This window comes from Streptomyces sp. NPDC087422, from assembly GCF_044744145.1.
In the GTDB taxonomy this organism is placed as follows: domain Bacteria; phylum Actinomycetota; class Actinomycetes; order Streptomycetales; family Streptomycetaceae; genus Actinacidiphila.
The window spans coordinates 1-14,098 of record NZ_JBIUXT010000003.1 but is presented as its reverse complement, the minus strand read 5'-3'; the positions used below and the strand labels follow the sequence as shown (position 1 = coordinate 14,098).

Genomic DNA, 14,098 nt, shown 5'->3' with positions numbered 1-14,098 from the left:
GCGGTGACAAGAACGGCACCGGATACACGGGACCAGGTAGCCGCATTTCGAGGAGGTGCCCCGGACCGGCACCGACCAGGCACAAGCGGCACCCGCAGACGGAGAAAGCACCCGCACGGGTGGGCGGGCGGGCAGAACCCCCACCCCCACCCAAGGGCGAAGGTTCGCTCTTTTGGGGCGCCGTCCGCGAAGATGACCCCGTGCGGTATCGGATTCTTGGGGTCACGGAGGCCCGCCCCTCCGACGACGGGCCCGAAATCGGCCTGGGCGGCAGCCGCCTGCGAGCCGTCCTCGCGGTGCTGGCCCTCAACGTGGGCCGCCCCGTACCCCCCGAAGCCCTCATCGAACAGGTCTGGGCGGCCGACCCCCCGGCCGACGCCGCCGGCGCCCTGCAAGCCCTGATGTCGCGGCTGCGACGAGCCCTGGGCCGGGACGCCGTCGTCTCGGAACCCGGCGGCTACCGCCTGGCCACCCCCCGCGACTCGGTGGACCTGTACGAGTTCGAGCGCCTCGCCCGCGAGGGCGATACGGCCCTGGCGGCCGGAGACGCCGCCACGGCGGCCGACACCCTGACCCGCGCCCTCACCCTGTGGCGCGGCCCGGCCCTGGCCGACCTCCCGGACCGTACGTCCGCCGCGGCCCGCCCCGAAGCTCTGAAGCTGGCCGCCCTGCGGAACAGGGTGGAAGCCGACCTCCGCCTCGGCAGGGCGGCGGACACCCTCCCCGGCCTGCGCGCGGCCGTGGCAGAGCACCCGCTGGACGAGTCGTTCAGGGCCCAGTTGATGCGGGCGTTGCACGCCGAGGGCAGGACGGCCGACGCCCTGGCGGCGTACGAGGAGACCAGGACCGTACTCGCGGAAGCGCTCGGCACCGATCCGGGCCCGGAACTGCGGTCGCTGCACGGCGAGTTGCTGCGGCGCAGGCCGCCGCCCCCCGCGCAGGGCAACATCCGCGCCCGCCTCACCAGCTTCGTCGGCCGCGAGGCCGAACTCGACGACATCAGAAGCGACTTGGCCGCGGCCCGGCTGGTGACGCTGACCGGCCCCGGCGGGTCGGGCAAGACGCGCCTGGCGCAGGAGGCGGGCGACGCGGCGGCGCGCCGCCACCCGGACGGCGTGTGGCTGGTCGAACTCGCCCCGCTGGACGACCCCTCGGCGGTCCCGCACGCCGTGCTGAGCGCCCTCGGTCGCCGCGACACGCTGCTGCTCGGCGGCGCGGGCCGCGACCAGTTCCTGTCCGAGGCGTCGCACGGCGAGGACCCGCTGGCCCGGCTGCTCGAACACTGCGCGCAGCGCCGCCTGTTGCTGGTGCTCGACAACTGCGAGCACCTGATCGGCGCCGCCGCCTCCCTCGCCGCCGAGCTGCTGGCGGCCTGCCCCGGCGTGGCCGTACTGGCCACGAGCCGCGAGCCGTTGGGCGTACCGGGCGAGGTCGTACGCCCGGTGGAGCCGCTGCCGCCCGCGACCGCGTACCGGCTGTTCGCCGACCGCGCGGCGACCGTACGCGCGGACGCCCGCCTCACCACGGCGGAGAACGACGCTGCCGTACGCGAGATCTGCCGCCGTCTCGACGGCCTGCCGCTGGCCATCGAGCTGGCCGCGGCCCGGCTGCGGGCCCTGTCGCCGCGGCAGATCGCGGACCGGCTGGACGACCGGTTCCGGCTGCTGACCAGCGGCAGCCGTACTGTGCTGCCGCGCCAGCAGACACTGCGTGCGGTGGTCGACTGGAGCTGGGAGCTCCTGACCGAGCGGGAGCGTACGACGCTGCGCGGGCTGAGCGTCTTCTCCGGCGGTTGCACGCTGTCGGCCGCCGAGGCGGTGTGCGGTCCCGACGCGCTGGAGACGGTGGCCCAACTGGTGGACAAATCCCTGGTGGTGGCGGTCCACGCGCCCACCCCCGGCCAGGACGTCCGCTACCGCCTGCTGGAGACGATCCACGAGTACGCCGGCGAGCGCGCCGCCGAGCGGCCCGAGGAACTGGCCGCGGCCGAGCGACGGCACACCGCGTACTTCCGCGAACTGGCCCGCACGGCCGACTCCGAACTGCGCGGCGCCGACCAACTCCACTGGCTGGAAGTGCTGGAGACGGAGCTGGACAACGTCCGCGCCGCGCTGAATCGGCTGGTCGAGCCGCCCTCAGGCGGGAAAGAGGACACCGGGAGCCAGGACGCGGAGCTGGACGCGATCACGATCGCGCTGTCCATGGGCTGGTTCTGGTGGCTGCGCAATTACCGCGACGAAGCGGACGCGTGGCTGGAGAGGGTGACGGAGCTGGGCGGCGAACCCCCGCCCGACCCGGCGGACCGGATGTTCTGGCCACGCCTGGACCTGCGGATGCTGCACTTCTTCGTGAAGAGCGACCACGCCTCGGAGGCGCAGTGGTCCTCGGCCGACTCGCGGGCGATGGCCGCGCTGCTGGCGGCGGCGTACAGCCAGGGCGGCCCGCCCGCGGCGCGCTTCCCCGGCATGCTGTGGCCGTTCACCACGTATCTGCTCGGCAGGGACGAGGAGATCGGCCGGCACGCCGACACCGTCGTCGCCAACTGCCGTGAGCACGGCGGCGAGTGGGAGATCGCGGTGGCGCTGATGCTCCGTACGCACATCGCCGTGGACACGCCGGGCGGGCTCGCGCGGATCGACGCCGACTGGGCGGAGCTCCAGGAGCGCAGGGAACGGCTCGGCGACCGCTGGATCCGCGCCCAAGTGCACGGCGCGAGCGCCGAGATCGAGGTCGTCCGCGGGCAGTACGCGGCGGCGCACGCCGACTTCGAGGCCGCGCACCGGCTCGGCCGGGAGCTGGGCGCGGACGGCGAAGGGGCCTTCCTGCTCGCCCGGATGGGGGAGTTGGCGCACCGCCGCGGGGACGACGAGGAGGCGCGCAAGCTGGTCGAGCAGGCCGGGGAGGAAGCCGAGCTGTACAGCGTGTGGGACGCCCGCACGTACATCCGCTACCTCAAGGCGCTGCTGCTCCTGCGCCGGGGCGAGCCGCGGCAGGCCAGGGAGCTGTGCGAGACGGCGGTCGGGCACCTGGCGGACGGTACGCCGCCGCCGACGTTCAAGGTGCTGCTCGCGAGCCTGGGCGCGCGGATCACGGCGGCCGAGGGCGACCCGGTGGCGGCGCTGCTCGGTCTCGCCGAGTCGGCGAGCCTGGCGCTGGCGGAGGGCTGCACGGAGCCGGTGGTGGGCGCGCAGCTCGACTCGGCGGCCGAGGTGCTGGTCGAGCTGGGCGACCTGCGGTCGGCGGCCCGGATGTCGGCGGCGTCCTCGGCCGTACGCGGGCCGCTGCCGCGCACCGTGCCCGAGCTGGTCACCGCCGACGCCGTGGAGGAGCGGGCCAGGGCGGGCCTCGGCGACGGCGAATGGGCGGCGGCCTGCGCGGAGGGCGCGGTGCTGGACGCTTCAGAGGCGGTGGCGGCGCTGCTGGAGACGGCGCACGCGATGGCGGCGGGCTCGTAGGCGGAGCGGGGGCGTACGGCCGTACGGGAATAGGTCCCGCGCGCGTCCTCGTTGACGTCGGAAACCTTGATTGAGCATTCAAGGAATAGCCAGCGCCCGCCTACGCCCGGAAGTGAAAAGCCTTGAAAGTTGAGATCTACTCCGATATCGCCTGCCCCTGGTGCTACCTCGGAAAATCCCGCTTCGAGCGCGCCCTCGCCGCTTTCCCGCAGGGAGATTCGGTCGAGGTGGTCTACCGGCCGTTCCAGCTCGACCCGACCGCGCCCGAGAGCCCGCAGCCGCACCGCGAGGTGCTGGCGAGGAAATTCGGGCCGCAGGCCGTGGCCATGGACGACCGGCTCGCCTCGATGGGCGCCGCCGAAGGGCTGACCTTCGACTTCGACACGGTCGTGGAGAACAACTCGCTGCTCGCCCACCGCCTGCTGCGCTTCGCCCTGGACACGTACGGCCCCGAGACCCAGAACCGGCTCAAGGGCCGCCTGATGACCGGGCACTTCGGCGAGGGCCTGGACATCGGCGACCGTACGGCCCTGACGGACGCGGCCGTCGCGGCCGGCCTCGACCGGGACGCGGTCGCCGCCTTCCTCGCCGGTGACGACCTGCGCGACGAGGTCGTGGCGGAGATCGACCAGGCCCGGCAGATCGGCATCACGGCCGTGCCGACCTTCGTCTTCGAGGGCAAGTGGGCGGTGCAGGGCGGCCAGGAGACGTCCGTCTTCCTCCAGGCGCTCGAACAGGTCGCCAAGGACTCGGCCGCCGAGGCCGCTGCCCTCGCCGGTACGGAGGACGCGGCCGCGGACGCCGCCTGCGCCGACGGCGTGTGCGCGGTCCCGCCGGCCACCACCGCGGACGCACCGGCCGCGAACAGCTAATCGGTTCATAACCGCAGAGCGCTCATCGCCGAGAGCACTCGTGACCGCAGAGCGCTCATCGCCGAGAGCGCTCCTGGCCGCAGAACCCATGGCCCGGGCGCTCTCCGTACGAAAACGCCCGGAGCCCGCGGACCGGCCGCCTACGAGCAGCTGATCACCGAATCCGCCCAGTCGGCCAGATTCGCCAGCCCGAGACCGGGCCCGCCGCCGTGCCGCCCCTCGGGATCGACCACCAGCCGGATCGTCTTGTACCCGGTGATCCCGACGTGCACGGGCACGGCCGCGTCGCCGCCGCGTACGACACCCGACTGCCACAGCCGGGTGTCGTCGCCGTACACCGAGAAGCTGGCCGCGCCGAAGCGCCCGGTCAGGCCGTCGATCCCGGCCCGCGCGTCATAGGTGACGCATGCCTGGTTCAGGTCGATGGTCAGCGACGACGGCGCGTGGACGGTGATGCCGTGCTCGTACTGCGTACCGCCGATCGTCAGGCCCCAGCGGTTCCACCACCAGCTCGTGACCGACGGCCGGATCGTCGGCCCGGAGGTGTCGCCGAAACCGCTGATGCCCAGCGAATTGACCTTGTACGCGGTCGGCGCGGGCGGCGGAGGGGTCGGTGTCGGCGTCGGGGTCGGGGTCGGCGTGGGGGTCGTCGGGGCCGGCTCGGGCGGCGGAGGGACGACCGGCTTCGGCTTCGGCTTCGGCGCGGGCTTGGGACTCGGCTTCGGCGGGGTCGGCTTCGGCTTCGGCGGCGGAGTCGTCTTCTCGACCGGCTGGACGGGCGGCGGAGGGACGACCGGCTTCGGCTTCGGCGCGGGTTTCGGCGCGGGCGGCGGGGGAGTGGTCACCACCGCGACCGGCGGCGGCTTGGGCTGGGCCTTCGGCGGCGCCTTCTCGTGGCCCCCGGTGAGGGCCAGCGCGAACGCCGCCGCCGCGGCGGCGACCACCACGGCCGCGGCGATACCGACCTTGGCGGGCGCGCCGAGCCCTTCGGACGCGGCGCCTCCCGCGGCCGCGCCGCCCGCGCTCGACGTCGTACCCGACCCGGCAGCGGCGGCGGCCACGCCTCCCGCGGCCCCCGCCGCGCCGACCGCTCCGCCGACCGCGACGATCCCGGCGGCCTTGGCGGCGTAGACGGCGGCGAACCAGCCGATGTACGCGACCGGCAGCAGCCCCTTGAGCGCCGAGTTGAGGTCGGCCAGCTCCAGCGAGGCGGCCGTGCACCGCTCGCACTCCTTCAGGTGCCTGCTCAACTCGCGGTCCGCGCGCATCCGCAGGCCCCCGCGCGCGTGCGCCCCGAGCCGGTCGGCGTACCGCGCGCACTCGCCCTCGGCGGTCAGCGTGGAGCTGACGTGCGCCTGGAGATACGCCTGGCGCAGGCCCTCGCGGGCCCGGTGGGCCAGGACGGCCGTGGCGTTGGGCGTGAGGCCGAGCAGCGGCGCGATGGCGGACGGCGACTCGTCCTCGACGGCGGTGTGCCACAGCACGGTCTGCCAGCGCTCGGGGAGGGTACGGAACGCCTGGATGGCCAGCGTCTGCTCGGCCTCCTGCATGGCCCGTACGTCCGCGCCGAGTTCGTTGGTGTCCTCGGTGGCCGTCGAGCCCGCCGCGGAGACGGCGAAGACGGCGAAGTCCTCGACCAGGTGCTCACGCTTGGCGGTGTTGCCCCAGGACGCGGCGACCCGGCGCACCGTGGTGAGCAGATACGCGCGGACCGCCGACTCGGGGCCGCTGCCGCCGCGGATCGCCTGGAGCGTACGGGCGAAGACCTCGCCGGTCAGATCCTCCGCGGTGTGCGCGTCCCGGCAGCAGGTGCGTGCGTAGCGGCGAACCGATTCGGCATGCCGCCGGTACAGCTCCTCGTACGCGCTGTCCTGCCCGCCGCGCACCCGGGCCACCAACTCGGCGTCGGACAGCGCGGATTCGAGGGCGTCGGCCTCGGCGGAGGCGGTGTGCGCGGGATGGCCCTGGACGGAGAGCAGGTCGTCGTCGGCCGGCGCCTCGGTGGCCGGTGTCCCGGCGGACGGCGGCGCGGCGGGGGCGGGTACGCGGCCGGGCTCCGGGTCGGCGGTACGGCCCGGCTCGCGGTCCGTGCCCCAGTCGGTCTCACGCGCGCCGTCGCCGGTCCCCTCGCGGGTTTCCTCGCGGACGTCGTCGCGTGCGGCCGGGTCGCGCTGCCCCGGCACTTCGCGCTGCCCCGGCACCCTGCGCGAGGGCAGCCCGTCGCCGGTCTCCGGGCCCGCGGCGGGAGCGCCGGACTCGCCGTTTGCCTCTTCCACGGGGCAAGCGTGGCACAGGAGGGCGGGCCGGGGTCACGGGATACCGGGGAACCACTCATCCGTGGAGAGATCGTTCACGATTCCTCTACGTTCACCCGATCGGTGGAGCGCGTGACGCCGACCCGAGCGGCGCCGGGTCGCGCGACGTCCCGCCGCGTGACTCCGAGCGCCCGGTGCCGCGCCGTTTATATCGAGCCGGGTCCTTAAGCCGAGCCGTGTTGCTCGGCTGATCCGAGTCGCTGAGCCCGGCGCTGTCGTAGAGCCCAGCCCTGCGGGGTGAGCCGCGCCGCGTTACGCCGGCTCCTGACCGTCCGTCACGCCCTCGCCCCGCGCCGCCGCGCCCCCTGACGGGGTGTCGGCCGCCCGCTCGCCGGGCCGCGAGCGCAGCCCGTCCAGCAGGATGTCCAACAGCCGCGCCGAGGCCGCCGCCTGCTGCTCGGGGTCGGGCAGCGAAGGCGCCGAGGTGGCGATGACCAGCAGGACGTCGGCCACCGACACGTCGAGGCGCAACTCGCCCGCCTCGCGCGCCCGGTCCACGAGCCGTCCGACGACGTCGAGCAGTGCCCGTATGCCGTCCTGGTCGCTGCTCCGGTCGGCGCCGCCGTCGCTTCCGCCGATGTCGTCACGGCCCGCGTGGTCCGCGACCTCACCGGCCGTTCCCGTGACCGTGCCCGCAACCGGACCCGTGCCCGCTGACGTCGTCGCCGCGGCGCTCCCGGCCGCCGTCGCGAACGGATTGCGCTGCTGCGGCACCCGGTTCGGCTCGACGCCCAGCGGCGACGTACCGCCGTGCTCCGTACCGGCGCCCGTCGACGGGCTCTGCACCCGCAGCACCTGCGGCGGCAGCAGCCGCCCGGCGCCCGAGGCGACCGAGGTGCGCAGGAAGCGCGCCAGCGCCGACCACGCCTCGTTCTCCTGGCCGAGCGCCGTACGCGCCTGCTCGGTCAGCCGCGCCGTCTCCTCCTCGGCGATCCGCCTGACCAGCACGTCCTTGCTCGGGAAACGGCGGTAGACCGTACCCACGCCGACCCGCGCGCGGCGGGCGACGTCCTCCATCGGAGCCCCGTACCCCGACTCGCCGAAGACTTCACGCGCGGCCCGCAGTACGTGTTCCAGATTGCGCTGCGCGTCGACGCGCAGCGGTGCCGGACGGTTTCCGCCGACGGCGCCGTCCGAACCGGCCGCGGCCGTCGTCCACTGAGAGTCCTGAATGTGCATATACGTATCCCCCGGAAAATTCGCGTCTCCCCCCGGAGACTCCCCGCTCATGGGCGATCATCAGTACGCGTCCCCCGCAGTACTACGAGATACGAACATAGTTGAGCCCACGTCAAGAAAGAAGGGGGTTGTGATCCGACCGGCGCGCGCCCCCGATCGGAGCAACGGGCACCGTGCACTTCCGCGCGGCCTTTGCCCGGTGATGGGTGCACCGCTGACCTGCTGCGTCGCCGAACCCGTCGAAGAAACCGGGGAATCATCACGTCCGCGCTGTGGACAAACGGCTATGGTCCATTGCGTCATGGAGCAATGACGGAGTCGGCAGCGAGGAACAGAGCAGGCATCCCGCGCATTCTCGTGGTGGGCGGTGGCTATGTCGGGATGTACACCGCACTGCGGTTGCAGCGGAAGCTCAAGCGCGACGAGGCCGAAGTCGTCGTCGTCGAACCGCAGCCGTACATGACCTACCAGCCCTTCCTGCCCGAGGCCGCCGCCGGATCCATCTCCCCTCGCCATGTCGTCGTACCGCTGCGGCGGGTGCTCGGCAAGTGCCGGATCGTGGTGGGCGAGGCGCGCGGCATCGATCACGCCAAGCGCGTCGCGAGCATCGCCACCCCGGTCACCGACGAGGAGGGCGGCGACCTGCTGGAGCTGGCGTACGACCAGCTCGTGATCGCGCCGGGCTCGGTCTCCCGCACCCTCCCGGTCCCCGGACTCGCCGAGCACGGCATCGGTTTCAAGACCGTCGAGGAGGCGATCGGGCTGCGCAACCACGTGCTGGAACAGCTCGACATCGCCTCCTCCACCCGTGACGTAGACGTCCGCGAGGCCGCGCTGACCTTCGTCTTCGTCGGCGGCGGATACGCGGGCGTCGAAGCGCTCGGCGAGCTGGAGAACATGGCGCGCTACGCCGTGCGGTACTACCACAACATCCGCCCCGAGGACATGAGATGGGTCCTGGTCGAGGCGACCGGCCGGATCCTGCCCGAGGTCGGCGAGGAGATGGGCAAGTACGCGATCCGCGAGCTGCGCGGGCGCAACGTCGACATCCGGCTGGAGACGCGGCTGGAGTCGTGCGAGAACCGGATCGCCGTACTGTCCGACGGCGAACGGCTGCCCACCAGGACGGTGGTCTGGACGGCGGGCGTCAAACCGCACCCGGTGCTGGCCGCGACGGACCTGCCGCTCACCGACCGCGGACGGCTGCGCGCCGAGGCCACCTTGCGGATCGCCGGTTCGGAGACGGCGTGGGCGGCGGGCGACGCGGCGGCCGTGCCCGACCTGACGGCGCGGGAGCCTGGCACCGACTGCGCGCCCAACGCCCAGCACGCCCTGCGGCAGGCCCGCGTCCTGGCCGACAACGTCCTGGCGACCCTGCGCGGCCGGCCGCTGACCGAATACCGCCACAAGTACGCGGGCTCGGTCGCCTCGCTCGGGCTGCACGAGGGTGTCGCCTTCATCTACGGGCGCAAACTCAAGGGTTACCCGGCCTGGTTCATGCACCGCGCCTACCACCTCAGCCGCGTCCCCACCTTCAACCGCAAGGCCCGTGTCCTGGCGGAATGGCTGCTCGCGGGGCTCTTCAAGCGCGAGATCGTCTCGCTCGGCTCACTGGAACACCCGCGCGCCGAATTCGAACTGGCCGCCGGATCGCACCGCGATCCCGACGCCCCCTGACCCGCCCCGGACGCCGCGCGATTCCCCCCGGGGTCGCCGGTCGGCCACACTGGTGGTGTGACCACGCGTGCGCCAGCACCTGCAAAGAGTGACAAATACGAGGAATCGGACGTTTGAACCTTACGCGTTGGAGCGCCCGGCTCCCCGGAACACAGCGACGCAGTGCCGTACCCGCGGCGCGCGCCAAAGTCGGCGACCCCGTGCGCGCCGACGCGGCCGACCCCGCGACGGCACCGCAGGACGCGGGCAGCGGCATCGCCCCTGACGCCGACCCCGAAGGCACCCGCCAGGCCCCCGGCCCACCGGCCGGTCGGGCCACGGGTCCCGTCCCCGCCGCCGGCGCCGTCACCGACGAACCGTCAGTCACCGGCGTCCTCAGCCGCCTTCCGGCCCTCATCGCCGTCACGCACGGCCCCGCGCACCGCGTGGACTTCGTCAACGACGCCTACACGGAGGTCTTCGGCGCCCGCACCACCGGCGCCCCGGCCCGCGAGGCGCTGCCCGAACTCGACGAGCTCGGCCTGCTCCCGCTCATGGACCAGGTCCACCGCAGCGGCAAACCACGCACCGTCAAGGCCCGCAAGGTGGTCGGCGGCGACGACCGCTCACCCGCAAAGCCCGGCTACTTCACCTTCACCTGCACCCCCGTCAGGGCGGGCGACCCCGACCCCGAGCGCCGCGGCGTCCTGGTCTTCGCCGCCGACGTCACCGACCAGGTGCACTCCGCCGAGCGCCTGCGCGAGAGCGAACGCCGCCTCCACGAGACCGCCGTCACCCTCCAGCGCAGCCTCCTCCCGCAGGAGCTCGAACAGCCCGACGACCTCCGCGTCGCCGCCACCTACCAGCCCGGCGGCACCGACGCGGCCGTCGGCGGCGACTGGTACGACGTGATCACCCTCGGCGCGGGACGCACCGCCCTGGTCATCGGCGACGTGATGGGCCGGGGCGTCCGTGCCGCGGCCGTCATGGGCCAGCTCCGTACCGCCGTACGCGCCTACGCCCGGCTCGACCTGCCGCCGCACGAGGTCATCCAGCTCCTGGACGGCCTCGCCTCGGAGATCGACGCCACCCAGATCGCCACCTGCGTCTACGCCGTGCACGACCCCAGCGAGGGCCGCCTGTCGTACGCCACCGCGGGACACCTGCCGATCCTGATCCGCGACCCGGACGGCACCGTCCGCCGCGCCGACGAACCCACCGGACCGCCGCTCGGCACCGGCGGCTGGATCCACACCTCGGGCTCGGTCGCCCTCGGCCCCGGCTGCACCGCCGTCCTGTACACCGACGGCCTGATCGAGCGGCGTGGCGAGGACATCGATGTCGGTGTGGACGCCCTGATGTCGGCCCTGTCCGGCGCCACCGGCGCGCCCCAGGTGATCTGCGACCGCCTGATGCGCGCCCTCGGCGTCACCTCGGAACACGACGACGACGTGGCCGTCCTCGTCCTCCAGTACCCGGACCACACCGGCAGCGAGGCCGAGCTCTTCCGCAACGCCTCGCTCGAACTCCTCGGCGGCGTCGAGGCCGCACCCCGCGCCCGCGCCTTCGCCTCCGGGGTGCTCGCCTCCTGGCGCTTCCCCGTCGAACTGCGCGACCTCGGCGTCCTCGCGGCCAGCGAACTCGTCGCCAACTCCCTCAAGCACGGCACCCCGCCCATGCGGCTGCGGCTGCGCCGCACCGACCGGCGGCTGATCATCGAGGTCACCGACGGCGACGACCACCTGCCGCGCCGCCGCCGCGCGGAACCCGGCGACGAGGCCGGGCGCGGCATCTCGATCATCGCCACCGTCGCCTCGTCCTGGGGCTCCCGCCGCACCCCGGGCGGCGGCAAGGCCGTCTGGTGCGAATTCGCCCTGCCGGGCTGAGGGTGCCAGCGGGGTGAGGCGGGCGGGGTGACGGTGCCGCCGCTGCTGGGCTGGAACCGGGGCCGTTGGGGGTCCGGGTCCGTTCGGGTCCGAGTCCGTTCGGGTCCGGGGCCGACCGCCTGGCCGAGGGCCGGGAAGGCCCTCGGGCCGGAGGGGCGGGGGCGGCGACTACCGGGAGACGGTCGTGGCCGGTTCCGGTCGCGCTTCGGCCGTGGCGCCGACGGGCGCGGCCGGTATTCGGGCGGCCGGGTCGGCTTCCGCGGTCACCCGCGAGTCCAGGTCCAGGTCCTTGGCTTGAGCCGAGTCGAGGACCACGTCCACGGTCGTGTCCGTGTCCGTCCCGGCAGGGAGCCGCGGCGCGGAACGGGCGACCACGCGGGCCGCCGCCAGATGCGGACTGTCCTGCAAGAGCGTGAGGTGCCGCCCCATCCGCAGCGCGGTCACCGAGATCGCCAGCGAGCAGAGCACCAGCATCACGATGTACGCCCCGTACGCGCCCGCACCCGCCATCAGGCCGCCGACGGCGGGACCGAGGGCGAGGGCCAACTGCTTGACCAGGGCGAACGCCGAGTTGTACTGACCGACCATCCGCGCGGGCGCCAGATCGGCGACCAGCGGAGCCACGGTCGGCGCCAGCATCGCCTCGCCGAGCCCGAACAGCGCGTACGTCGAGATGATCGCCGCGACCGCCATCGCGTGACTGCCGTGCACCAGCCCGGACGCCCCGGCCACCAGCCAGGCGACCGTCCAGACCAGACCGACCGCCGCGATGACCCGGCTGCGCCTGCGCTGCTCGACCAGCCGCAGCACCACGAACTGCGCCAGCACGATCACGGCGGTGTTGGCCGCGAGCGCCACGCCCAGCGTGGTCGGCGAAATCCGGGTGACCTCGACGGCGAACGCCGAGAGCCCCGACTCGAACTGCCCGTAGCAGGCGAAGAACATCACGAAGCCCAGCACGGACACCATGACCATCGCCCGGTCCCCGAGCAGCAGCCGCCAGCCGCCGGAGGCAGCGCCGTCGGACCGCACCGCCCCGTCGACCTGCGGCGCGTGCGGCATGCGCACGGTCGCTATGACCGCGCCGAGCACCAGGAACATCGCCGCCTCGATGGCGAAGAGCCGGATGAACGACGCCGGATGCGCGGTGTCGACCAGCAGACCGCCGAGCAGACCGCCGAGGCCGAGCCCCAGGTTGTTGAGGAAGAACTGCGTGGCGAAGGCGCGCGACCGCGTCGCGGTCGTCGAGCACCACACGATCATCGTCGCCAGCGAGGGCTGCACCACCGCTATACCGGCACCGAGCGCACCGGCCGCCGCGATGACCACCGGCTCACTGCCGGACAGCCCGAGCCCCAGTGACCCTGCGGCGGCCAGCACCGTACCGACCACCGCGACCGGCACCGGTCCGCGCTGATCGATGACCCGACCGGTGAAGGGCAGCACGAAGAGCGCCGCCACGGCGAACGTCGCGAGCACCACACCTGCGGTACCCGCGCCCAGCCCCCGCACCTGCGAGACGTAAATAAAGGTGAACGGGACCGTGAAGCCGTTCCCGAACGCGCTCAGCGCTGTCCCCACCTGGATCCGGCGCAGCGCCGCGCCCATCGCCGTTGTCACACTCACCCCACTTGACCATTGAGTCTTCGCCTTGAAGACTTCAGCACTAAAGTTCGAAGCTAAAGAGTACATCGCGAAGGGCTTTAGCGCAAAGGGTTCCGTGCCATACTCGAAGGATGACCGCAGCCGCAGGTACACCGGGGGCGCCGCAGGAGCTGGACCTCGACGCCCAGATCGCCGCCTACCAGCGCGAATTCCCTGAGGTCGACCCCCAGGTGGAGAAGGTCGTCACCGCCCTGGGCCGCCTCAACCGCCGGATGAACGTGGCGTACGGCCGCCAGCTCGTCGACCTCGGCATCAGCAGCGCCGAGTGGGAAGTCCTCAAAGCACTCGTCGTCGTCGGCAAGCCCTACCGTCTCGGCCCCGGCGACCTCGCCAAGCGCCTCGGCCTCACCCCGGCCGCCATGACCCACCGGATCGACCGCATGGTCGCCGAGGGCTTGGTCACCCGCGAGCGCGACGAGGCCAACCGCGTCCGCGTCATCGTCGAGCTGACCGACGAGGGCCGTGACAAGTGGCTCCAGACCATGCGCCTGGCCGCAGTCTTCGAGGACGAGCTCCTCCAGGACCTCACGACGGTGGAACGCGCCGCCCTCGGCGAGATCCTCACCCGCCTCCTGCGCCGCGTCGAGTACAGCCAGCCGGACGCCGGCGGCCGGCTCGAAGACCTGGACTGACCCGTGTGATCGGGACCACCTTGCCCCGAGTTGACATGGGTGGTCCTCGTCCGTAGCGTTCTCCGAGTTGTCCGACGTGAGCGCCGACTCCGGTCGGTCCCCGGACAGCCATTCCGCAGGAACCTTTCGACCATGACCGACAGCCTTGTGTTGTCGCGTTGTCGTCGTGCGTTTGTGTGTTTCCGCGGAATGCAGGCGGTGTTTCGTTCGACCGGGCCGATTTGGCCGGGCGGTACGGGATCAGCTAATGTCTCACTCGTCGGAACGGCCGAACAGCCGGAAAGACAAGCCCCGCTGACTGGGGGTCAGGCACTGGAAAGCGTCTGATAGAGTCGGAGACACGACGAAGGGAAAGCCCGGAGGGCCGGTGAAACGGTCTGAAGGAAGCTTCCGTTCCTTGAGAACTCAACAGCGTGCCAAAAGTCAACGCCAGATATG

Annotated in this window: 8 protein-coding genes; 5 read left to right on the top strand and 3 right to left on the bottom strand. The window is 73.0% G+C overall.

The window, feature by feature from the left end:
• Nucleotides 1-200 precede the first annotated feature (200 nt).
• Both ACIO6U_RS09835 and ACIO6U_RS09830 read left to right on the top strand, forming a co-directional pair.
• A complete protein-coding gene (locus tag ACIO6U_RS09835) occupies nt 201-3,455 on the top strand; it encodes a BTAD domain-containing putative transcriptional regulator (protein WP_401717213.1) in 3,255 nt (1,084 codons plus the stop codon).
• A gap of 122 nt (nt 3,456-3,577) precedes the next feature.
• Nucleotides 3,578-4,327 (top strand): DsbA family protein, encoded by a 750-nt coding sequence (locus tag ACIO6U_RS09830; RefSeq protein ID WP_391041504.1) that lies wholly within the window; start codon nt 3,578-3,580, stop codon nt 4,325-4,327.
• Between the two features lie 140 nt (nt 4,328-4,467).
• Here ACIO6U_RS09830 and ACIO6U_RS09825 read toward each other — a convergent pair whose 3' ends face one another.
• Together ACIO6U_RS09825 and ACIO6U_RS09820 are read right to left on the bottom strand one after the other, a co-directional pair.
• Nucleotides 4,468-6,603: a sigma-70 family RNA polymerase sigma factor gene (locus tag ACIO6U_RS09825; RefSeq protein ID WP_401717210.1), complete on the bottom strand. Its 2,136-nt coding sequence runs from the start codon at nt 6,601-6,603 to the stop codon at nt 4,468-4,470.
• 291 nt (nt 6,604-6,894) lie between these two features.
• The gene (locus ACIO6U_RS09820; protein WP_401717208.1) at nt 6,895-7,821 is read right to left on the bottom strand and encodes a TetR/AcrR family transcriptional regulator; all 927 of its coding nucleotides are present in this window, start codon (nt 7,819-7,821) and stop codon (nt 6,895-6,897) included.
• Nucleotides 7,822-8,130: 309 nt separating this feature from the next.
• Between ACIO6U_RS09820 and ACIO6U_RS09815 the strand changes: the two genes are divergently transcribed.
• A complete protein-coding gene (locus ACIO6U_RS09815) occupies nt 8,131-9,498 on the top strand; it encodes an NAD(P)/FAD-dependent oxidoreductase (protein WP_355346094.1) in 1,368 nt (455 codons plus the stop codon).
• A gap of 113 nt (nt 9,499-9,611) precedes the next feature.
• Nucleotides 9,612-11,363, top strand: coding sequence for a SpoIIE family protein phosphatase (locus tag ACIO6U_RS09810; protein WP_401717205.1), 1,752 nt, complete (start codon nt 9,612-9,614; stop codon nt 11,361-11,363).
• A 168-nt stretch (nt 11,364-11,531) separates the two neighbouring features.
• Here the strand turns inward: ACIO6U_RS09810 and ACIO6U_RS09805 are convergent, their stop codons facing one another.
• A complete protein-coding gene (locus ACIO6U_RS09805; RefSeq protein WP_401718479.1) occupies nt 11,532-12,983 on the bottom strand; it encodes an MFS transporter in 1,452 nt (483 codons plus the stop codon).
• Between the two features lie 116 nt (nt 12,984-13,099).
• Here ACIO6U_RS09805 and ACIO6U_RS09800 point away from each other — a divergent pair, with 116 nt between their 5' ends.
• The gene (locus tag ACIO6U_RS09800) at nt 13,100-13,660 is read left to right on the top strand and encodes a MarR family winged helix-turn-helix transcriptional regulator (RefSeq protein WP_401717202.1); all 561 of its coding nucleotides are present in this window, start codon (nt 13,100-13,102) and stop codon (nt 13,658-13,660) included.
• The last annotated feature ends 438 nt before the right edge of the window (nt 13,661-14,098 follow it).